Origin of the sequence: Variovorax sp. OK212 (genome assembly GCF_900112425.1) — a bacterium.
Classification (GTDB): Bacteria; Pseudomonadota; Gammaproteobacteria; order Burkholderiales; family Burkholderiaceae_C; genus Variovorax.
Genome location: NZ_FOLP01000009.1, coordinates 125,046 through 144,057, shown reverse-complemented (window position 1 = coordinate 144,057; position 19,012 = coordinate 125,046). Strand labels below are relative to the sequence as shown.

Here is a 19,012-nt window from a genome sequence, read left to right as displayed (position 1 = left end):
AGTGAAAAGCACTGGGTGCAATGCGCCGCGGGCGTGCCACAATCCCGCCGACGTTGATGTAAGTAAATCTCAACGATTTTGACAGATTGTTACCCGAATGTCGCAGACTCATCGCTTGCAGCAGAAGATCGATGCACACACCGAGGCGGTGTCGACTTTTCTTGCGCAGCTCGAAGGCTGGTGCGATGACGCCGACATCCATCCCGGCGCGGCGGGCCCCGTCGGACTGCTGATGGACGAGTGGCTCACCAACCTTGTCATGCATGCCTACCGCGGCGCCGGCGGCCTGGTGGAGATCGAAGTCGAGGCCCCCTCCCCCGACCGGCTCGAGGTGCTGGTGCGCGACTGGGGTCCGGCCTTCGACCCGACCCATGCGCGCGAACCCGACCTGGCGTTGAGCATCGACGAGCGAGAGCCCGGCGGGCTCGGCATCCACTTCATGCGCCGCATGGCCACGCACATGGACTACGTGCGCCGGGGCGACGCCAACGAGCTGCGCTTCGGCAAGGCCGCAGCCACCGCCAAGCTGGGCGACTGACTCGCTTACGGGCGCCGCCTTCCCGGCTTTCTCAGATCCGGTTCACAAAGCTGGCCATGCGCGCCATCGCGGCCTGGTCCTGCAGCGCGCCTTCCTGCAGGCGGCGCTCCCACGTGTCCACGTGGTCGAGCAGCCGTTCGATCGCATGCAGCAGCATCGCGCCGCTGGCCTCGGCCAGCGGAAAGGCGCAGTGCAGGTACAGCCGGTCTTGCGGCCCCAGCGCAAACCAGCCGCCGCCCGCGCCCGCGCCCAGGTAGCTCGCGCGCATCAGCAGGCGCAGGGTTTCGGTGTTGTTGCCCGCCGACTGCGCAAGGCGGCACGACACCAGCAGCCGCCGCTGGGCGGGAGAAGCGTTCATCTCGACCAGCCGGTTGCCGTCGAACACCAGCCGGCAGCTGCCGTCGGCCTCGGGTGCCAGCCCCTCGATGCCGAGCGCGCGGCCGAGGTCGGAAAAAACAGTGCGGGAGAGATCGTCTGGCATGAAGGCTGAGTGGGCGGGTCGCTCGCGAGTGCAAGTGCGCAAGTGCGCAAGTGCAAGCGCGACGCGAAGGCGCCGGATGATCGTGCAACTCTGCCTGCCGCACAAGTCAAATCGCAATCCAAAAGTTTTAATGCAACACAGGGAACCCGCCGCGCGGCGTCGTTACTCATGGGCGATCACCTTTCTCTATCCGCCCGGAGCGCAGCATGAATCCCTCGTACGAAGCCTTGTTGACAGCGTTTGCCGCCAATGTCGGGCTCGACCCCGCCGATTTGCTCTCGACCCAGGAAATCGTCGTCGACGAGCACACCATCGGCCTGCAGCCCGACGGTGAAACGGCCGACAGCGACCTGGTCTTCTTCACCGTGCTGGGCACGCCCGACGCGGCGCAGTTCGCGCGCATCTCGCGCACCCTGCTCGAAGCCAACAACTTCTGGGTCGGCACCGGCGGCTGCACGCTGGGCGTGCAGCGCGACAGCGGCGCCGTGACGCTGTGCGGGCGCATCGCCATCGGCACCATCGACGGCGGCACGCTGGCCGCGCTGCTCGACGGCTTTGCCGACACCGCCACCTTCTGGCGCTCCTTCGTCAACGGCACGCCCGACGGCAGCGACGCGCTGCCGCCCGCCGGCATGGCCTTCCACATGCGCGCCTGAGCCGGGGAGCTGTCATGAACACCATCAATCCAGCGTTCAGCGGCGTCGGCCTCGGCGCGATACAGCCCCAGGCCGGCCTCGGCGGCGTGCAGCCGCAAGCCCAAGGGCCGCGCGTGCCCGCCGGGCAGGCCCAGGGCGGTGCCGGCGGCCTGGCCGGGCGGCAGATCAGCGTGGGCAACGGCCAGGCCCGCGCCGACGCCAACGTGCACGCCGAGCGCGCCAAGAGCTTCTTCAAGACCACCGCCAAGGTGCTCGCCGGCATCGTGCTGGCGCCGGTGGCGCTGGCCGTGGGCCTGGCCGTGGGCGGTGCGGTGCTGGCCACGCGCGCCGTGCTGCAGATTCCGCGGCTCATCAACGAGAAGCTGCTGGAGCCGCGCTCGGACAAGAAGTTCGAAGTGGCCCACCATCAGACGCTGAGCCAGCTGCGCCAGCCCGTGCCCGGCGGCCTGGCCGCCAACGAGGCCGTGATGTCGCGCGTGCTGGCCCACGCCGAGAAGCAAGGCACGCCGATCACCGAGACCGAGCTGCGCGGCCTGGTCGCCACCGGCGAACGGCTGGCCGGCGCGCTCAGCGCCCAGCCGGCGGCGCAGCACGCCTCGGGCTCGCCGCTGACGGTCGACGTCAACGGCGCCCAACTGCAGGTCGACAGCAGCGTGCACACCACGCGCGCGCTCGGCTGGTACATGATGGCCGCGGCCGCGCAGCAGGACGCCAACCGCGCCGACGGCGCCCAGCTCACCGGCACCAGCGACATGACGACCTCGGGCTCCTTCGTGATGAAGGACCCTGGCAACGCGACCTACAAATTCCTGGCGGCCGCGCCCACCGCCGACTCGCGCATGTCCACCCACTTCGGCGAGCGCGTCGACCACCAGGACACGCACCAGATCTGCGGCCTGTTCAACAGCGGCAAGCCCGCCCAGCGCGGCATCGAGGACTACCGCAACATGCTGCCCGGCCAGGGCGGCACGATGCTGTTCGACAAGCTCGCGGCCGGCAACGGCGACCAGGAGCTCTTCGTCAAGTTCGAGTCGGTGGGCTGCCCGCCCTACTTCCGCACCGAGCCGCACCAGGGCACGGGCCAGGCCGTGGCGCGCTTTTTTTCCGCGCTCGACCGCAACATCGGCCATGCCACCAACTTCTTCGGCAGCCTGGCCGAACGCCTGAAGTCCGGCAGCGGCGAAGGCGGCGCGGTCAAGCGCCAGGAGCACGTCTACAAGGGCGTGCTCAAGGAGCCGGTGGCCAAGCCCTTCGCGAAGCTGATCGACAGCGCCGTGAAAAGCGGCGCCATCAACGCCTCGGCCAAGGAGCTTGCTCGCTCGGTGCACAAGTTCGGCCTGCCCTACGTGCAGGCGGCCATCGACCGCATCGGCGCGGCGGCCGTCCAGCACGGCAACGTCGCGCTGCAGCACGAGGTGGCCGACATGCGCCGGCAGCTGCAGGACGCGCGCGACGAGCTGGGCGTGCAGTCGGACCGCCACGGCGTCGAGCGGCGCGGCGCGGAAGTGCACATCTCGCTCGCCCCGCAGAGCAACCGCCCCGCCGCCATGCACACGCTCATGGGCGCGGCCGCCCGCGAGTTCAGCGACGGCGTGCTGGCGCCGCCGACCGGTTCCGAGCGCGCACCCGGCGCCCACGCCACCGGCCTGGCCGCGCAGGCGCAGGTGCCCGAAGGCTTCATGAAGGACTTCAACCGCGCCACCTACGCCATCGGCGGACAGCCGCTGGCCGTGACCGGCGATCCCGCGTCGAAGGAACAGGGCCTGCAGGCGCTGCTGGCCGTGATGCCCGGCGGCCAGGCGCAGCTCACGGCGCTCACCAACGTGGCCTACCAGCGCTCGCTCGCGCCGCTGGCGCAGATGCAGGCGCAGCAGAAGCTGGGCATGGGCGAAGGCAATCGTTCTGGCATGCCGGCGGACGGCCAGGTGCAGACCCGCTACGACGTGCAGCCGCAGCAGGACGGCAGCGTGCACCTGACGATCTCGCACCAGCAGACCGGCTTCAGCATGATGTCGAGCCTGCAAGGCGAAACGATGCCGGTCGACCCCGCCACCAGCCATGCGAACCACAGCTTCACGCTGCGCGTGGGCGCGGCACCCGACCATGCGGTGACCTTGCACACGCCGCTGCAGTTCAGCGCGCGCGCCGACGCGACCTGAACGCTGCGGGCGCTTCGGTGGCTGCAGGCGTGCAGCCTCCACCAACAAGAAGGGCTGCCCGCGGGCAGCCCTTTTTTGCGTCTGGAGGCCTGGAGCTCAGGCCGCCTTCTGGATCACGCCCTTCATCGCGTCGGCCACTTCCTTGACCAGCGTGCTCTGGATCTGCGTGAACATGTTCCATTGCTGCACTTCCTGCTGCAGGCCCAGCAGGTCGGACGTGGTGGGGTTGTCGCCCATCGCGGCAATGCGCGTCTGCAGGTTGGCTTCGGCGCGCTGCGTGACGTTGGCCACGCTGTTGTTGATCGACTGGAAAGTGACGCTGTTGCCGACGGAAGAGATGGCCATGGAAAACCTCGCAAAGGATGGTTGAGGAAGAAAAAAGAAGGGAAGCGGTGGACTGATCGAAAAAATGCGGCCGGTCGAAGAATATGCCGGCCGGCTCAGCGCTGCAACGGTGCCGGCGCCGACAGCGCGGCTTCCAGCGCGTAGCGCTCCAGCACCTCGCGCGCGGCCACGCAGGCGTCGGTGGCCGCCACCAGCGAGCTGAATTCGTCGGGCGTGCTGCCCGCCGCCATCGCCTGGCGCAGGCTGCGCTCCAGCACGATCAGCCGGTCGGTCGCCTCGGTGCGCACCCGCAGCCCGTCGGGCCCCTGCAAGCCGGCCTGCAGGTCGCTCAGCGGCTCGGCGGCCGCCTCGGTGCGCGCGGACGGCAAGGGAATGCGGCCGATGGTAGGAAGGGTGTCTGGCATGAGGAAGCGGGGCTCCGGTTCAGGGTGACGATGCGAAAGTGGAATTCGGTGGCGAGGGCAAGCAGATCGAGGAGACCGACCGGGCCTCAGCGCAGCACGGCGACGCGGCGCGGGCCGTCGAACACCAGGTAGTCGGGCTCGACCGCGGCCAGCCGCCAGTTGCCGATGCTGCCGCCGACGAGCAGGCGCGTGCCGTCGTCCAGCTGCACCACCGGCGTGGCGCCGCCGGCCACGCTGCGCACCTGGAACGGCAGGCCCGCGCGCGACATCGGCACGGCGTCGCCCGGCGCGCCGCGCACGGCCTGCGCCCACACGGGCGGTGCGCCGGCAATGGGCGCGGGTTGTGCGTCGACAGTGAACATCAGCCCCGGAAAACGCTTGCCGAACTGCCCGAGCACCTGCTCCAGGCGGCCGCGGTCGGCGGTGGACAGCCGCAGGCTGGCCACCATCTGGTCGCCGTCCCACATCGCATTGGCGTCGGAAAAACCGGCCGCGCGCAGCATGCCGGCAAAGGCCGGGGCCTGGCGGTCGGCCAGCTCCAGGCCGTCGAGCAGTTCCACGCCGGCGGGCATCATCGCGCGCAGGTCCGCCAGCAGGCGCTCGCGGTCGGCGGGGCTCAGGGCCAGCCCCTTCACGCGCAGCGCGCCGCTGCCGGCGCCTTCGAATTCGAGCGGGCGCATCTGCGGGCCGAGGCGGCTGCGCAGTTCGTCGCGCAGGTCGCCGATCTCGCGCACCCGCATCACGGGCATGGGGCGCAGGCCGCCGAGCGCGTCGGCGATGCGGTCCCATTCGGCGCTGGAGCCGACCCAGCCCGCGACGCTCACGCGGCCGTCGGGCATCGGCGTGACCTGCAGGCGCAGCGCCGGGTCGACGCGCGCGACCGCGAGGTTCACGTCCTTGATGAGTTGCTGTTGCGCGGCGGCGGTGCGGGGTTCGGCCGATGCCGGCAAGGAGGCCGCGGGCGCGGGCCGCGAGGCGCTGCCGAGCGACACCGCGAGGCCCACCAGCGCCACGGCCAGCACGGCGGCGGCAATGCCCAGCGGCGAGCGCGCCAGCTTCTGGAAGCGGCCTTCGGCGCGCGGGGGATTCACGGCGACCGGGGCAAGCGCGGGGGCGGCCGAGGCCGCAACCGCCACCGGCCGCGTTTCTGACGTCGGTGCCATCGGTGCCACGGGTACCACCGACGCCACCTCGTCTTCGTCCGCAGCCACCACCGGCCAGGCCGCGCGCGCCGCGCTGACGCTCAGCGACAACCCGCCGATGCGCCGCACCGCGCCGGCGCGCGCCGGCACGCCCTGGACGTCGCCGCCCAGCGACCAGCGCCCGTCGGACGCCAGCGAGAGCAGCGCCGTGCCCAGCGCCGGATCGAGGTCGCTCAGCACGATGTCGGCCGACTCGTCGCGGCCGACGGTCATGCCGTCGGCCACTTCCACGTGCGCGCCCGCATGGCACCCGCTGAGCACGCGCAGCTCCAGCGGATCGAGGTCGAAGTTGTCCCGCGCGCTCACAGGTCGATTCTCGCCAGGGGCTGGATGTTGATTTCCTGCGTCAGCTCCTGGTAGCTGAGCACCGGCAGCTCATACAGGTCCTGCTCGATCATCTTGCGCATGTAGCGCCGGATGTCCATGGAGGTCAGCAGCACCGGGCGCTGCGTGCTGGCCGACAGGTCGCCCACCGCGCGCTTGATGTTGTCCACCAGCTTCTTGCTGACCGCGGGGTCCAGCGAGAGGTAGCTGCCCGCCGAGGTCTGGCGCACCGCGCCGCGCACGGTGTCCTCGATGTTGGGCGCCAGCAGGTAGGCGGGCAGCACGTTCTGCCCACTCGAATACTTGTAGCTGATGTGCCGCTTGAGCGTGGAGCGCACGTACTCGGTCAGCAGCACCGAGTCCTTCTCCTTCTGGCCCCATTCGATCAGCGACTCGAGAATGGCGCGCAGGTTGCGCACCGAGATGTCTTCGGACACCAGCCGCTGCAGGATTTCCGCGATCTTCTGGATCGGCAGCACCCGCGTCGACTCCTTCACCAGGTCGGGGAAGCGCCCTTCCATCGCGCCCAGCAGGAAGCGCGTCTCCTGGATGCCGATGAAGTCGGCCGAGTACTTCTTGAGCACGAAGGCCAGATGGTACGTGAGCACCTGGCTCGGGTCCATGAACGGAATGCCCGCGCGCGTGAGCGTCTCGCGCTGCGCGCCCGCCACCCAGATGGTGGGAATGTGCGGCAGGAACTTGCGGTCGGCCTCGTGCGGCACCTGCAGCGCGTCGAGGTTCTGCGTCGTCTCGCGCACCAGCAGGTAGCCGGGGCGCAGGCGCCCCTGCGACACCGGCACCTCGGACAGCAGGATGTTGTAGCTCTCCACCGGCAGCGCGTCGTTGAAGCGCAGCTGGATGCCGGGGAACGGCACGCCCAGGTCGAAGTACAGCGCGCGGCGGATCTTCAGCAGCTCCTCGTTGAGCACCTCGGCGTCGAAGCTGGTCTGCAGCGCCGAGGCCACGTCCATCAGCAGCGGCACGGTGGGCGCGAACTCCTCGCTGCCGTCGGTCTTGGGCTTGGCGCGCTTCTCGCCGGCCGGCTGCAGCGCGGGCACCTCGGTCACCTCGCCGGTCTTCTCGTCGACCACGCGCCGCGTGCCGCGCATCAGCACGAAGCCGATGGTGCCGATCACCGCGGCCAGCACGCCGAACACCGTGAGCGGCATGCCCGGGATCAGCCCCAGCCCGAGCGCCACGGCGGCGGCGATGAGCAGCGCGCGCGGCTGGCCCAGCACCTGCGCGCCGATGTCCTTGCCCACGTTGGAGGGCTCGTCGCCGGTCTGCACGCGCGTGACGATCATGCCGGCGCAGATGGCGATGAACAGCGCCGGGATCTGCGCGATCAGGCCGTCGCCGATGGTCAGCACCGAGTACGTCTTGGCCGCGTCGGCCGCGGTCATGCCGCGCTGCATGGTGCCGATGACGATGCCGCCCAGCAGGTTCACGGCCACGATGATCAGGCCCGCGATGGCGTCGCCCTTGACGAACTTCATGGCGCCGTCCATGGCGCCGTAGAGCTGGCTTTCCTTCTCGACGATGTTGCGGCGGCGCTTGGCCTCGTCCATGTCGATGGTGCCGGCGCGCATGTCGCCGTCGATCGACATCTGCTTGCCCGGCATGGCGTCCAGCGAGAAACGCGCCGCCACTTCGGCCACGCGCTCGGCGCCCTTGGTGATCACCACGAACTGCACGATGGTCAGGATCAGGAACACCACCAGGCCCACCACCAGGTTGCCGCCGACCACGAAGTTGCCGAAGGTCAGGATGATGTGGCCCGCGTCGCCCTGCAGCAGGATCAGCCGCGTGGTGGCGATCGAGATGCCCAGGCGGAACAGCGTGGTCACCAGCAGCACCGAGGGGAACGACGAGAACGCCAGCGGCGACGGCAGGTACATGGCCACCATCAGCAGGATGGCCGAGATCGTCATGTTGATGCCGATCAGCGTGTCGACCAGCCAGGTCGGCAGCGGCAGGATCATCATGAAGATGACCGCCACCAGGAAGAAGGCCAGGATCAGGTCGTTGCGGCTGGTGGCGATCTGGACGATGCGCTGCAGGCGGCTGGAAACAAGGGTGGTCATGAACGGGCGGCGAGGCCAGCGGCGTGGGTGGCGGCAGTGGCGGTGTTGGGCGTGGCGCGCATCGAGACATAGGCGCGCATCGCACCGGCGGCCTCGTCGCTGCGCCCGAGGGCGTGCAGGGCCTGCGCCCGCACCAGGTGGAAGGGCGCGTCCATCGCGCCCAGCAGCGCGAGGCGGTCCAGCGTGTCGATGGCGCGCGCCGGCTTGGCCGAGCGCACCTGCGCCAGCGCCAGGCTCAGCAGCGTGCGCGTGTCGTCGGGCGCGAGCACGTCGCGCGCGGCCAGCAGCACGGCGGCCTTGTCGGGCCGCCCGTGCTGCAGGTAGATGTAGCCGAGCAGGTCCATCAGCTCCAGTTCGGCCGGAACGCGGGTGTCGGCCATCGCGGGGGTGTCGCTCATTCCTGCCCTAGCCCTGGTACAGCACGCTGCGGTACATCTGGAGCAGGTCGCGCAGGCCGCATTCCTCGTTCAGCAGCCGGGCGGCGCGGTTCACCACGCGCAGCTGCTCGGTGCCGGTGTCGTTGCCGGCGGCTTCGGCCGCGGGCTGCATGCGCTCGGCGGTCTCGCGCAGCTGCGCCAGCGCGCCGTCCAGCGCCTGGCGAAAGCGCGCGGGCGCCAGCAGGTCGCGGTTTTCCAGCTGCGGGCGAATGGCTTCCTCCAGCCCGTCGTCCAGCGAGGGGCGCGACAGCAGCGCGTCCAGCTGCGGGCGGCTGCCCACGTCGGGCGGGGCGGCCTCGCCGCGCTCGGGCAAGGCGGTGCCCGCGTCCTGGCGGGCGTAGGTGACCCGGTCGATGCCGCGATCGAAGGCGAGTCCGCCCAGTTTCATGTCAGACATGCGAGCTCCGGGTTGATGGAAAGACGGGAAAGACGCAAAGACCCGATGCGGCCGGTGCCTGCGTTCCGGCGGCCGCGGCACAAGCCGCCGCAGCCAGGCCGCGGCAGCGCCGTGCCTGCGTCAGTAACGGCGCCGCGGCGGAAGTTCCATCCGCCGGCCACGGGCTTGCGGCCATCAGGCCGATCCCACGCGCTCGAAAGCCTCGCGCAGCCGCGCGGCGGCGGCGTGCAGCCGGCGGGCGCTGCACTCGGCCAGCGGAAAGCGGGTGCCCAGCACCAGCCAGTCGCCGTCGGCGGTGCTGCGCAGGCCGGGCTGCACCGCGGCCTCGGCGCTTTCGGCGCTGCCCGCGAGCTTCATGGCGCGCAGCAGCAGGCGCGCGGCGTCGTGGCGCACCGGCTCCCACAGGTGCACCACCACGTGCTCGCCCTGGGGCGCGACACCCAGCACCGCGCCGGACTCGAAGCGCAGCTGCGTGCCGCCGCCCTCGCCCGGCGACAGCCGGCCGTTCATGCCCATGCCGTGTCCGAAATCGGCCAATGCTTCTTGAAGTGTCTGCATGCTGATCAATATTCCTCGCGGTCGATGGCCGTATCCAGCGCTTCCTGCGCGGCCTGAAAAACACCCTGGCGCTGCTCGCCGTCGGCGAACACCTGCACCGGCATGTCGCGCAGCAGCACCTTCACGCCGGTGAGAAAGCCGATCGCCACGTTCGGCGCCGCGGCGCCGTGCTTTTCGGCCATGGCCGAAAAACGGCTGGCAGCCACCCATTTCTCGCCGCTCACGCCCACCAGGTCCTGCATCAGCGCGACGGCCGCGGGCTTGCCGGCGGCCGAGGCGGGAACGTCGCCGCCGTGGCGCCCCGCCAGCGTGGCGAGCAGCTCGCCGCAGCCGTCCAGCACGGTGGCGGCCACGCCCAGGTGGTACAGGTCGCGCACCAGCCCCTGCAGCCGGTTCGCGTCGGTGGACGGGCGCGCGGCGGCCAGGTCCTGGCCCAGGGCGCGCGTGAGGCGGTCCAGGCCGGCGGCGAAATCGCCGTCGCCGAAACGCTCCAGCGCCAGCTTCAGCGTGCCCGACAGGGTGGCGTCGCCGAGCACCACGTCGCGGTAGGTGGCCTGGAAACCGGCCACGTCGGCGGCGTTCATCGCCCCCTCGGCGGCGGTGCCGATGGTGTTCAGGTCGGCCCGGATGCCGGGGCCGTGGTCCATCTCGAGGTCGGCCAGCGCCTCGCGGATGGCGTCGAGCGTGTCGCCCGAGGCGCCTTCTCGCTCGCCCTGCTGCAGCGCGTACTGCAGGCCCAGGTACTGCTGGGTCGGCTGGCCGAAGGCCTGGCGCGCCAGCGCCGCCGGATCGCCCGAGCCCGACAGCATGCGCTTGGCCAGCGCGGCGAGCTTTTCGGTGTCGTCGCCCGACTGGGCGGCGTCCATGTAGGCCTCGATGGCCTCCGGCGCCATGAGCGGCAGGGCCTGGTAGAGCTCCTTCTTGCGCTCGGCGGTGTGCTTGCTCTCGGCCTTTTCCGAGTGGTGCAGGCTGATTTCCTCGGCCGCGTCGGCCAGCATGTCGGGACCGTCGTCGACCGCGACCTGCTGGCCGCCGAGGCGCCCGGCGAGCGCGGCGTCGCCTGCGCCGGGGCCGGCCTGGCGCATGCCGGTGTCGAACGAGGGCGTGGATGAGGGGGGAAGGTCGATTCTGGACATAGGACCCATGCAAGGGGGCAACCGGGGGCAGCAGGACGGCGGGAGGCACCGAAAGCGTGCACACCCGCATGCGTGCGTGCCCCGGGTGTGTAACCGGCGCCCGCCGATGGTTCCAGCAAGAGAGGAGCAAAAAAGTTTGCCGGCGTTTGGAACCGCCGCGCGGCACGGGTTACTTACCCCCTGTCTGGACGAGCACCGTCCGCCCCGCAGCACCCCCTGACACCCGTCAAGCCCTTCAAACCCAGGAGAAACGACCCATGGCCGCATCGAACAACCCCTCCGAGATCATCGCCAAGGCCCAGGCGCTGATCGACCAGGCCCAGCAGTCCGTCGCCAGCAGCGAACAGTTCTTTCGCGACCAGGGCCTGAACCCCGAGAAGGTCCGCACCGTGCTGGAAGGCCAGATGACGGCCCGCCACCACGAGGAAGCCAACGCCGCCTTCAAGGCCGACATGGACGCCGTCGAGCAGGAAACCCGCGAAGAACAGGCCCGCGCCTCGTTCAACGCCGCCCCCACCGGCACCGCGCCGCGCCGCCCGCGTCCGATGGTCTGAGGCCGCCGCCGCCCTCGCCTCCCCCATTCAGCCCGTACAGCCCCCTCCGTCCCCTTCAGACACGCACACACCATGAGCAGCATCGGCAACATCCAAGGCGTCTCGAACGTCAACATCCAGTCGATGGACCTGGAAACGGCCCTGATGATGGTCCAGCAGCAGCGCACCCAGCTGCTGGACGCCCAGCTGAACTCCCAGATCCAGGAAGTCCAGAACCGCAACGGCCAGATCAGCAAGCTCAACGACGTCCTGGCCGGGCTGAATGCGGCCAACGCGATGTTCGCCGGCGACGCCAAGCCCGACGCCAAGCTGGGCGACACGAAGGGCTGGAAGGACGAGTCGGTCAACGGCGCCTACCCGACCGAGCGCTCGATGAACACGGCCATGATCAACGCCGGCATCAACCTCGGCCTGACCAGCGCGGCCGACGGCGCGCTCACCAACACCAAGAACGCCAACGGCAGCGAAGTGCGCATCGACGGCGGCATCCGCGGCATGACCACCAAGTCGCAGGTGGACGCGGCCATCGCCAAGGTGAAGGGCCAGATCGACTCGCTGGGCAACAGCCAGCAGATGGACATGCTGCGCCTGCAGAGCCTCACGAACAAGCGCAACGAAGCCTTCGACGTGATGACCAATTTCGTGAAGAAGATGCAGGAAAGCCGCTCTTCGATCATCGGGAACATGCGCTGAAGCGCATCGCCCGGCCACGCGAACCCAGACCATAAGAAAGAAGGAACAAAGCATGTCTTCCGTGAACGGTATCGGCGGCGTCTCGAGCGTCAACATCCAGTCGATGGACCTCGAAACGGCCCTGATGATGGTCCAGCAGCAACGCACGCAGCTGCTGGACGCCCAGCTGAACTCGCAGATCCAGGGCGTGCAGAACCGCAACGACCAGATCTCCAAGCTGAACAACGTGCTGTCGTCGCTGAACGCGGCCCAGGCCGCCTTCCCCGGCGACGCCAAGCCCGACGCGACCATCAAGGACTGGAACGACGACAAGGTCCACCAGATCGAGATCCCGATCAACGACGCCATCCAGCAGGCCGGCCTGGCCGACCTGGGCTTCGGCTCCTCGGCCGGCCAGACCAGCGCGCAGAACTACCGCGACGGCACCGCGGGCACGCTGCCCAGCGGCTCCAACGTGATGAAGGGCAGCACCACCAAGGCCCAGATCGACGCGGCCATCGCCAAGGTGAAGGGCCAGATCGACTCGCTGGGCAACAGCCAGCAGATGGACATGCTGCGCCTGCAGAGCCTCACGAACAAGCGCAACGAAGCCTTCGACGTGATGACCAATTTCGTGAAGAAGATGCAGGAAAGCCGCTCTTCGATCATCGGGAACATGCGCTGAGGCGCTGCGACACCGTCATGACCACGACCGCGCAACAACCCACCGACTTCACCGAGATGGACGCCGCCGACGGCGGCTTCGGCGCCCTGCTGCGCTCGGGCGGCACGCTGGGCGCCGCCCAGGGCGTGACGCCGCAGGAATGCGAGGCGCTCTACCAGCTCGGCCACGGCCACTACGCCCAGGGCCGCTACTCGGACGCCTTCAAGGTGTTCTCGCTGCTGATCGTCTACAACCACCTGGAACCGCGCTATCTGCTCGCACTGGGCGGCGCCGCCCAGATGCTGGGCCGCTACACCGACGCGCTGCAGCACTACGCCACCGCCACGCTGGCCGCGCTGGACGACCCGCGCCCGCCGCTGCACAGCGCCGAATGCCTGATCGCGATGGGCCGCCTGCCCGAAGCCGCGGAATCGCTGCAGCTGGCCATCGCGCTGGCCGCCGACGCCCACCCGGTGGTGAAGGCGCGCGCCGAGGCACTGCTGGCACCGATGGGCTTCGCGGCCTGAGCCGGCGCACCCGCAGACCCCGCAGACCCGCCGACACGCGCCCACCCCAGACACCCCGAGACATCCGACGGATCCCTTTCAAGGACACGACTCCATGACTTCGATCAACACCCCTCCTCCCGGCGGCGCCGGCTACATCGCCCCGCCGGCGGGCAACGCCGTCGGCGGTCCGGGAGCCCCTGGAGCGCCGGCCGCCGCCAAGGGCCAGGGCCCTGACGCGCTGCAGTTCATCAACCGCGGCGGCGACGATGCCCACAAGCGCATTTCCCTCGACCTGCCGGGCTCCGGCAAGAACGAGATGGGCAACGTCAGCGACACCGTCCGCACGCTCGACGGCCTCGGCGCGACCGATGTGGCGGGCGACATCTACGCGGTGATGGCCCTGTTCCAGAAGATGGCGCAGGAGCAGCGCAACAGCGCCCGTGAAGTGCGCAACTCGGAACTCACGGCGCAGGTGCAGTCGCTCAACAGCGCGGCCCAGGAGATCCGCAACGCCGCGCAGGACCGCTTCGTCGGCGCCGTGGTCGCGGGCAGCATGCAGATCGCGGGCGGCCTCGTGCAGGCCGGCCTTGCCGGCTCGTCGTTCGGCAAGGGCCAGGTCGAGGCCGGCGCCCTCACCGGCACGGGCACGGGCCTGGGCCAGGCGATGAGCGGCATCGGCAGCATCGCCAACGCCAGCATGGAACTGAAGGCCGCCGGCCACGACGCGAAGAAGGCCGAGCTCGAGGCCACCGCGAAGGTCCACGAAAGCGCGTCGCAGCAGGCCAACGACATGATGCAGCAGATGATGGACGTGATCCGCGACGTGCGCGAGAAGCTGGGTTCCATCGAGCAGTCGCGCGTGGAAACCACCCGCGGCATCGCCCGCAACATCTGAGCGGGAGCCACGACATGGACAACACGATCAAGCCAGGCATGCCCAGCATGCCCAACCTGCAGCCGCCGGGGGCCCCTGCGGGCACCGCGGCCGGCCAGGTTCCCGGCATGGTGGCCAGCCCGACCGACGCGAAGCAGCTCGCGCAGATGCAGGAGCTGCTCACGCAGATCTCCGGCGGTGCGCAGGGCAAGTCGGGCAAGGGCGACGAAGTGACCGACGCGCGCGGCGCGCCGGCCATCGACGGGCCGGCCGGCCAGCTCGGCCCCGACGACATGATCGAGCTGCTGCGCAACCTGCGCTCGAAGTCGCAGGACCAGCAGCTCGCCGCCGCCAAGTCGAGCGTGGAGACGGCGCAGATCAAGGCCGGCAAGAACACCGAGAACCAGCTCAAGAAGATCGACGAGTGGGTGCAGAAGTCCCGCGAGGCCGACAAGCAGGGCCTGCTGGGCAAGATCTTCGGCTGGATCGGCAAGATCGTCGCGGTCATCGCGGCCATCGCGGCCGTGGCCGTGGCGGCGGTGGCCACCGTGGCCTCGGGCGGCGCGGCCGCCCCGCTGCTGGCGCTGGCGACCATCGGCCTGATCGGCGCGACCATTTCGCTGGCCGACCAGATATCCAAGGAGTGCGGCGGGCCCGAGATCAGCATCGGCAACCTGCTGATGACCATGACCAGCAAGTTCCTCGAGGCCTGCGGCGTGCCGGAAGACAAGGCGCAGCAGATCGGCCGCGTCATGGCCGGCGCCATGGCCATGATGTGCCCCGCCATGCTGCTGGTGGAGCCGCAGCTGCTGGGCACCATGGCCACCGGCATCTGCCAGCTGGCCGGCGCCGACGAGCAGACCACGCAGTACGTGGGCATGGCCGTGGGCATGGCCGCGGCGCTGACCGTGGGCATCGGCATGGCAGTGGCCTCGGGCGGCTCGTCGGCCGTGTCGTCGTCGGTGAAGATGGCCAGCGCCATGATCGCCGCGAGCTCGGCCGTGGTCACCGGTGCCACCACCGCGGCCACCGGCGGCATCGCCATCGCCAAGGCGCACACGCAGCGCGACGCCGAAGGCAAGCTGGCCGAGAAGAAGGAACTCGAGGCCGCCATGGTCAAGCTGCAGAAGACCATGGAAGAAGGCCGCGAAGAGCTCAAGAAGGTCATCCAGCAGATCGAGGACAGCCTCCAGGCCGTGAGCCAGATGATCAACGGCGCCGCCGAGAGCATGTCGCAGATCACCGCCAACATCGGCAAGCGCCAGGCCGTCTGAGCTCCCGCTCGACACGCCCGACACGTACACAGGAACCCCCTCCCATGTCCAACCCTACCCCCGACGCCCTGCACGACGCGATGGGCCGCCAGCTGTTCGCGCAGCTCGAGGCCCTGCCCGGCTCCAGGCGCCTGAAGCCCGAGCAGCTCGAGGTCATCTACTCGCTGGCCTACGCGCACGTGGTGCAGAACCAGCACGCGCAGGCGCTGCCGATCTTCGCCTTCCTCGTGCAGTACGGCCCCACGCGCCGCCACTACCTGGCCGGCCTGGCGCTGTGCCTGCACGCGGGCGGCCGCTTCGACGAGGCCGTGAACATGCACTCGCTCGCGCTGGTGCTGTTCCCCGAGCATCTCGAGCCTGCGCTGCACATGGCCGAAAGCCTCGCGGCCAAGGGCGACATCGACGCGGCGCGCCACCTGCTCAAGCAGGTCGTGGCCACCGACACGCCCGAACTGTCCGCTCGCGCGGCCACCCTGCTCGAACGGCTGGCGCGGCGCGAAGAAGCCACCACATGATGCAGGGATGGCGCTCGCGGCCCGAAGCCCCGGCTTCGGGCTTGCCGTCGCTGACCGCGCAAGACGTCCGCCTGCTCACGCAGGCGGGCTTTCTTGCGTCCGGACAGGGCGACGTGGGGCGCGCGCGCCGCATCTTCAACGGGCTGGCGCTCGCGCGGCCCGGCCGGGCGTTCCATGCCGTGGGGCTGGCGCTGGCGTTCCTGAACGCGGCACGCACCGCCGAAGCGGTGGACGTGCTGGCCCAGGCCCAGGCCGCCGACGACGGCGAGCGCGAGACGCTCGACGCCTGGCGCGGCCTGGCGCTGCAGCTCGACGGGCGCGCCGACGAAAGCCGCCGCCTGCTGCGCGCCGTGGCCGACGCACCGCTGCCCGCGGGCACGCCCGAATCCGAAAGCCGCCAGCTGGCGCGCCGGCTGCTGGGGGATGCGCCTGCCTCCGCCGCCGCCGCCGCTGCCGACACGCCGCCGGCCGCCTTCTCTTCTCTCCAGGGGCTGCACCGCGCAGCCTCGTTCCGCTAGCTCCATCACGCCAGACCATGGACATCATTGCCACCCCCGTGACCGCCGCCGCACTGGCCGCTCCTGCTCCCGCGGTCGTTCACACGCCCGCGGCACCGGATTCGCTGGCCGCGCAGCGCTTCGCCGAAATCATGAACGCCACGCCGCCGGCCGACGCCGGCGCGGTGCTGCGCAGCGGCCCGGTGGCCGAGCCGCTGCCGGTCGGCCCCGTCGCCGGCACGCAGGCATCGATGGGCGAACGCATCCTCTCGGGCATGCAGGGCGTGTCGAGCGACTTCCAGAACGCCTGGAAATCGGTCTCGGCCACGCTCAACTCCGAGCAGCCGCTGGCCATGCAGGACCTGCTGAAGATGCAGATGAACCTGACCCAGATCTCGGTGCAGTACGAACTGGTGGGCAAGGCGATCAGCCGCTCGACCCAGAACTTCGACCAACTGGTGCGCGTGCAATGAGCGGCCCCGCGATGGCCTGGCTGCGCCGCATGCTGCGCGCCGCGACGCTGACCGCGTGCGTGGCGCTGGCCGCCTGCGGCGGGCGTGTCGACCTGCTGGGCGCCGTGCCCGAGGACGAAGCCAACGAGGTGCTGTCGGCACTGCTCGAGGCGCACATCACAGCCGACAAGGTGCCCGGCAAGGAAGGCGCCGTGGGCGTGCGCGTCGACGGCGCGCAGGTGGGCCGCGCGCTCGAGGTGCTGCGCGCCAAGGGCCTGCCGCGCGAACGCTTCGACGGCATGGGCAAGGTCTTCAAGAAGGAGGGCCTGATCTCCTCGCCGCTGGAAGAGCGCGCGCGCTACATCTATGCGCTGTCGCAGGAACTGTCGAGCACGCTCTCGAAGATGGACGGCGTGCTGGCCGCGCGGGTGCACGTGGTGCTGCCCGAGCGCGGCTCGGCCGGCGAGAGCGGCGTGGCCTCCAGTGCCGCGGTGTTCATCAAGCACCAGGACGGCTACAACCTGGAGATCGTGCAGCCGCAGATCCGCCGGCTGGTGACCAACAGCATTCCGGGCCTCACGCCCGAGCGCGTGTCGGTGATTTTCGTGGCCTCGCAGGCGCGCCCCGGCGCCGAGGCCGCGCCGCAGCCGGTGCTGTTCGGCACGACGCTCGGCGCCGATTCGGGCGGCGCGCTCGGCGCGCTGATCGTGGTGCTCGCGCTGGTGGCGCTCGGTGCGCTCGGCGGCCTCGGCTGGGCCGTGTGGCGCTACGTGCTGCCCGCGCGCCGCGCCGCCGCCGGTGGCAAGCCGGCCGGCCGGGCAGCGGAAGGCATCGCCTGATGGCCGTGGCCGCAGCGAACGCAGCGACCGAGGTGCCGCACGCAGCAGGCGCCCACGGGGCGGCGTTGCCGCTGCTCGGCTCGGCGCTTGACTCGCCACTGACCTCGCCGCTGAACTCACCCCTGTCGGCCCGCCTGCTCGAATTCAACCTGCTGCCCAGCCGCAACCTGCACCCCAGCCGCCGCGCGCTGCTGCGCCCCGCCACCTCAGCCGCCACCTCGCCCGCCTTCGAGCGGCTGGCCGCGCTGCCGCGCGTGGCGCGCGAACTGCACCGCGACTGGTCTGCCCTGTTGCTGGACCTGCTGGACACGCTGGACGCCGGCGCGCGCCGCCCGGTGCTCGCCGCCGGCGAGCCCGCGCTGCCGCTGGCGTTGGCGCAGCCCGAACTGCTGGGCCGGCTCGCGCGCGACGCCGGCCTGGTGCTGCTCGGGCGCCACCTGCGCCGCACCGTGCTGCGCGCCGACGTGGCCGCCGCGCGCGAGGCGATCGGCGCCGACGGCCTGGCCTTCGCGCGTGGCGCGGCGGCCGACGCCCATCCCGGCCTGGACGACGTGGCGGACTGGCTGCCTTCGGGCGCCGCGAGCCTGCCCGCCGCGGCCGACCTGCTGGGCGCCGGCGTGCTGTCGCAAGCCTGGCACGACGCGGCGCCCGCGCTGCACCGCCGCGCCGACTGGAAACTTCCCGCCGAGGCCGAGCTGCCCCGCGTGCGCGAGGCCTCGGGCCTGCGCACCGTGGCCGCGCGCGACCTGTGCCTCACCCTGCTGAACCGCATCGAACCCGCATGGCTTTCCTTGTTCCCCACCCCGGCCGCGACCCGCTGACCCCGTCGCGCACCCTGCAGGCGCGCATTGCGCCGGGGCAGCGCGTGCTGCGCCGCGCCGACGTCGCCGCGCTCGGCGACGCGCAGGCGCTCATCGACAGCGCACGCGCGCAGGCCGACGCCATCGTCGCCGGCGCGCAGGCGATCTACGACGCCGAAGCCGCGCGCGGCCATGCCGACGGCCTGGCAGAGGCCCAGATGGCGCAGGTCGAGAAGATGATCGAGACCAGCGGCCGCATGATCGATTACTTCGCCAAGGTCGAGACCGACATGGTGCAACTGGTGATGTCGGCGGTGCGCAAGATCGTGTCGGACTTCGACGAGACCGAGCGCGTGCTGATCGTGGTGAAGAACGCGCTGTCGGTGGTGCGCAACCAGAAGCAGATGACGCTGCGGCTGCACCCGCAACAGGTGGAGATGGTGCGCGCGCGCATCAACGACCTGCTGGCGGCCTACCCCGGCGTGGGCTACCTGGACATCGTGCCCGACGGCCGGCTGGCGCCGGAGTCGTGCATCCTGGAAAGCGAGATCGGCCTGGTGGAGGCCAGCATCGACGGCCAGGTGGCGGCGCTGGAAACCGCCTTCCAGAAGGTGCTGGGCAGCCGCATATGAGCAGCGCCG

24 protein-coding genes are annotated in these 19,012 nt (G+C 70.6%); 15 read left to right on the top strand and 9 right to left on the bottom strand.

Annotated features, from left to right (window positions below; genetic code table 11):
- Positions 1–97: 97 nt before the first annotated feature.
- On the top strand, positions 98–538 hold the full coding sequence (locus BM004_RS24560; RefSeq protein ID WP_093217627.1) for an ATP-binding protein: 441 nt from the start codon (positions 98–100) through the stop codon (positions 536–538).
- 31 nt (positions 539–569) lie between these two features.
- Here BM004_RS24560 and BM004_RS24555 read toward each other — a convergent pair whose 3' ends face one another.
- A complete protein-coding gene (locus BM004_RS24555; RefSeq protein ID WP_093217625.1) occupies positions 570–1,019 on the bottom strand; it encodes a type III secretion system chaperone in 450 nt (149 codons plus the stop codon).
- Positions 1,020–1,225: 206 nt separating this feature from the next.
- Between BM004_RS24555 and BM004_RS24550 the strand changes: the two genes are divergently transcribed.
- The gene (locus BM004_RS24550; protein ID WP_093130744.1) at positions 1,226–1,675 is read left to right on the top strand and encodes a type III secretion system chaperone; all 450 of its coding nucleotides are present in this window, start codon (positions 1,226–1,228) and stop codon (positions 1,673–1,675) included.
- Positions 1,676–1,689: 14 nt separating this feature from the next.
- Entirely contained in the window at positions 1,690–3,834 is a 2,145-nt protein-coding gene (locus BM004_RS24545) for a hypothetical protein (protein WP_093217623.1), read from the top strand.
- 96 nt (positions 3,835–3,930) lie between these two features.
- Here the strand turns inward: BM004_RS24545 and BM004_RS24540 are convergent, their stop codons facing one another.
- The 8 genes from BM004_RS24540 to sctW all read right to left on the bottom strand — a co-directional run bounded on the left by BM004_RS24540 (position 3,931) and on the right by sctW (position 10,721).
- A complete protein-coding gene (locus tag BM004_RS24540) occupies positions 3,931–4,179 on the bottom strand; it encodes an EscF/YscF/HrpA family type III secretion system needle major subunit (protein ID WP_093130748.1) in 249 nt (82 codons plus the stop codon).
- A 95-nt stretch (positions 4,180–4,274) separates the two neighbouring features.
- Positions 4,275–4,583 (bottom strand): hypothetical protein, encoded by a 309-nt coding sequence (locus BM004_RS41535; protein WP_093130750.1) that lies wholly within the window; start codon positions 4,581–4,583, stop codon positions 4,275–4,277.
- Positions 4,584–4,669: 86 nt separating this feature from the next.
- On the bottom strand, positions 4,670–6,091 hold the full coding sequence (locus BM004_RS42435; protein ID WP_093217621.1) for a hypothetical protein: 1,422 nt from the start codon (positions 6,089–6,091) through the stop codon (positions 4,670–4,672).
- Positions 6,088–8,193: a type III secretion system export apparatus subunit SctV gene (gene sctV / locus BM004_RS24525; protein ID WP_093130754.1), complete on the bottom strand. Its 2,106-nt coding sequence runs from the start codon at positions 8,191–8,193 to the stop codon at positions 6,088–6,090. The genes BM004_RS42435 and sctV overlap by 4 nt, the downstream gene beginning before the upstream one ends.
- Positions 8,190–8,591 carry a type III secretion apparatus assembly chaperone SctY gene (locus tag BM004_RS24520; RefSeq protein ID WP_256220031.1) on the bottom strand — a complete coding sequence of 134 codons (402 nt, stop codon included), beginning with the start codon at positions 8,589–8,591 and terminating at the stop codon, positions 8,190–8,192. The genes sctV and BM004_RS24520 overlap by 4 nt, the downstream gene beginning before the upstream one ends.
- Positions 8,592–8,598: 7 nt before the next feature.
- Positions 8,599–9,027 (bottom strand): type III secretion apparatus assembly protein SctX, encoded by a 429-nt coding sequence (locus BM004_RS24515; RefSeq protein WP_093130758.1) that lies wholly within the window; start codon positions 9,025–9,027, stop codon positions 8,599–8,601.
- A gap of 174 nt (positions 9,028–9,201) precedes the next feature.
- A complete protein-coding gene (locus BM004_RS24510) occupies positions 9,202–9,585 on the bottom strand; it encodes a type III secretion system chaperone family protein (protein ID WP_143072490.1) in 384 nt (127 codons plus the stop codon).
- 5 nt (positions 9,586–9,590) lie between these two features.
- Complete coding sequence (gene sctW, locus BM004_RS24505) at positions 9,591–10,721, bottom strand: type III secretion system gatekeeper subunit SctW (RefSeq protein WP_093130762.1); 1,131 nt, start codon at positions 10,719–10,721, stop codon at positions 9,591–9,593.
- Between the two features lie 257 nt (positions 10,722–10,978).
- Here sctW and BM004_RS24500 point away from each other — a divergent pair, with 257 nt between their 5' ends.
- From BM004_RS24500 to BM004_RS24445, 12 genes are all read left to right on the top strand, one after another.
- Positions 10,979–11,275 carry a hypothetical protein gene (locus BM004_RS24500; RefSeq protein WP_093130764.1) on the top strand — a complete coding sequence of 99 codons (297 nt, stop codon included), beginning with the start codon at positions 10,979–10,981 and terminating at the stop codon, positions 11,273–11,275.
- 72 nt (positions 11,276–11,347) lie between these two features.
- Positions 11,348–11,968 carry a hypothetical protein gene (locus tag BM004_RS24495; protein ID WP_093130766.1) on the top strand — a complete coding sequence of 207 codons (621 nt, stop codon included), beginning with the start codon at positions 11,348–11,350 and terminating at the stop codon, positions 11,966–11,968.
- A gap of 52 nt (positions 11,969–12,020) precedes the next feature.
- A complete protein-coding gene (locus BM004_RS24490) occupies positions 12,021–12,632 on the top strand; it encodes a hypothetical protein (protein ID WP_093130768.1) in 612 nt (203 codons plus the stop codon).
- Between the two features lie 17 nt (positions 12,633–12,649).
- Positions 12,650–13,138: a SycD/LcrH family type III secretion system chaperone gene (locus BM004_RS24485; RefSeq protein WP_093130770.1), complete on the top strand. Its 489-nt coding sequence runs from the start codon at positions 12,650–12,652 to the stop codon at positions 13,136–13,138.
- A gap of 94 nt (positions 13,139–13,232) precedes the next feature.
- Positions 13,233–14,015: a type III secretion system translocon subunit SctB gene (sctB, locus tag BM004_RS24480; RefSeq protein WP_093217615.1), complete on the top strand. Its 783-nt coding sequence runs from the start codon at positions 13,233–13,235 to the stop codon at positions 14,013–14,015.
- A 14-nt stretch (positions 14,016–14,029) separates the two neighbouring features.
- Positions 14,030–15,268 (top strand): type III secretion system translocon subunit SseC family protein, encoded by a 1,239-nt coding sequence (gene sctE, locus BM004_RS24475; protein WP_093217613.1) that lies wholly within the window; start codon positions 14,030–14,032, stop codon positions 15,266–15,268.
- 44 nt (positions 15,269–15,312) lie between these two features.
- Entirely contained in the window at positions 15,313–15,783 is a 471-nt protein-coding gene (locus BM004_RS42430) for a tetratricopeptide repeat protein (protein ID WP_305727955.1), read from the top strand.
- Complete coding sequence (locus tag BM004_RS24465) at positions 15,780–16,301, top strand: hypothetical protein (RefSeq protein ID WP_093217610.1); 522 nt, start codon at positions 15,780–15,782, stop codon at positions 16,299–16,301. The genes BM004_RS42430 and BM004_RS24465 overlap by 4 nt, the downstream gene beginning before the upstream one ends.
- Positions 16,302–16,318: 17 nt before the next feature.
- Entirely contained in the window at positions 16,319–16,753 is a 435-nt protein-coding gene (sctI, locus tag BM004_RS24460) for a type III secretion system inner rod subunit SctI (RefSeq protein WP_093217609.1), read from the top strand.
- On the top strand, positions 16,750–17,571 hold the full coding sequence (gene sctJ / locus BM004_RS24455) for a type III secretion system inner membrane ring lipoprotein SctJ (RefSeq protein WP_093217607.1): 822 nt from the start codon (positions 16,750–16,752) through the stop codon (positions 17,569–17,571). Before sctI ends, sctJ begins: the two co-directional genes overlap by 4 nt.
- Positions 17,571–18,392: a hypothetical protein gene (locus BM004_RS24450; RefSeq protein ID WP_093217606.1), complete on the top strand. Its 822-nt coding sequence runs from the start codon at positions 17,571–17,573 to the stop codon at positions 18,390–18,392. Before sctJ ends, BM004_RS24450 begins: the two co-directional genes overlap by 1 nt.
- A complete protein-coding gene (locus BM004_RS24445; protein WP_093130779.1) occupies positions 18,353–19,003 on the top strand; it encodes an HrpE/YscL family type III secretion apparatus protein in 651 nt (216 codons plus the stop codon). The genes BM004_RS24450 and BM004_RS24445 overlap by 40 nt, the downstream gene beginning before the upstream one ends.
- The last annotated feature ends 9 nt before the right edge of the window (positions 19,004–19,012 follow it).

Coding starts and splice junctions, on each gene's coding strand:
- BM004_RS24560 (WP_093217627.1), top strand. CDS start 98: ATGTCGCAGACTCATCGCTTGCAGCAGAAGATCGATGCACACACCGAG.
- BM004_RS24555 (WP_093217625.1), bottom strand. CDS start 1,019: ATGCCAGACGATCTCTCCCGCACTGTTTTTTCCGACCTCGGCCGCGCG.
- BM004_RS24550 (WP_093130744.1), top strand. CDS start 1,226: ATGAATCCCTCGTACGAAGCCTTGTTGACAGCGTTTGCCGCCAATGTC.
- BM004_RS24545 (WP_093217623.1), top strand. CDS start 1,690: ATGAACACCATCAATCCAGCGTTCAGCGGCGTCGGCCTCGGCGCGATA.
- BM004_RS24540 (WP_093130748.1), bottom strand. CDS start 4,179: ATGGCCATCTCTTCCGTCGGCAACAGCGTCACTTTCCAGTCGATCAAC.
- BM004_RS41535 (WP_093130750.1), bottom strand. CDS start 4,583: ATGCCAGACACCCTTCCTACCATCGGCCGCATTCCCTTGCCGTCCGCG.
- sctV (WP_093130754.1), bottom strand. CDS start 8,193: ATGACCACCCTTGTTTCCAGCCGCCTGCAGCGCATCGTCCAGATCGCC.
- BM004_RS24520 (WP_256220031.1), bottom strand. CDS start 8,591: ATGAGCGACACCCCCGCGATGGCCGACACCCGCGTTCCGGCCGAACTG.
- BM004_RS24515 (WP_093130758.1), bottom strand. CDS start 9,027: ATGTCTGACATGAAACTGGGCGGACTCGCCTTCGATCGCGGCATCGAC.
- BM004_RS24510 (WP_143072490.1), bottom strand. CDS start 9,585: ATGCAGACACTTCAAGAAGCATTGGCCGATTTCGGACACGGCATGGGC.
- sctW (WP_093130762.1), bottom strand. CDS start 10,721: ATGTCCAGAATCGACCTTCCCCCCTCATCCACGCCCTCGTTCGACACC.
- BM004_RS24500 (WP_093130764.1), top strand. CDS start 10,979: ATGGCCGCATCGAACAACCCCTCCGAGATCATCGCCAAGGCCCAGGCG.
- BM004_RS24495 (WP_093130766.1), top strand. CDS start 11,348: ATGAGCAGCATCGGCAACATCCAAGGCGTCTCGAACGTCAACATCCAG.
- BM004_RS24490 (WP_093130768.1), top strand. CDS start 12,021: ATGTCTTCCGTGAACGGTATCGGCGGCGTCTCGAGCGTCAACATCCAG.
- BM004_RS24485 (WP_093130770.1), top strand. CDS start 12,650: ATGACCACGACCGCGCAACAACCCACCGACTTCACCGAGATGGACGCC.
- sctB (WP_093217615.1), top strand. CDS start 13,233: ATGACTTCGATCAACACCCCTCCTCCCGGCGGCGCCGGCTACATCGCC.
- sctE (WP_093217613.1), top strand. CDS start 14,030: ATGGACAACACGATCAAGCCAGGCATGCCCAGCATGCCCAACCTGCAG.
- BM004_RS42430 (WP_305727955.1), top strand. CDS start 15,313: ATGTCCAACCCTACCCCCGACGCCCTGCACGACGCGATGGGCCGCCAG.
- BM004_RS24465 (WP_093217610.1), top strand. CDS start 15,780: ATGATGCAGGGATGGCGCTCGCGGCCCGAAGCCCCGGCTTCGGGCTTG.
- sctI (WP_093217609.1), top strand. CDS start 16,319: ATGGACATCATTGCCACCCCCGTGACCGCCGCCGCACTGGCCGCTCCT.
- sctJ (WP_093217607.1), top strand. CDS start 16,750: ATGAGCGGCCCCGCGATGGCCTGGCTGCGCCGCATGCTGCGCGCCGCG.
- BM004_RS24450 (WP_093217606.1), top strand. CDS start 17,571: ATGGCCGTGGCCGCAGCGAACGCAGCGACCGAGGTGCCGCACGCAGCA.
- BM004_RS24445 (WP_093130779.1), top strand. CDS start 18,353: ATGGCTTTCCTTGTTCCCCACCCCGGCCGCGACCCGCTGACCCCGTCG.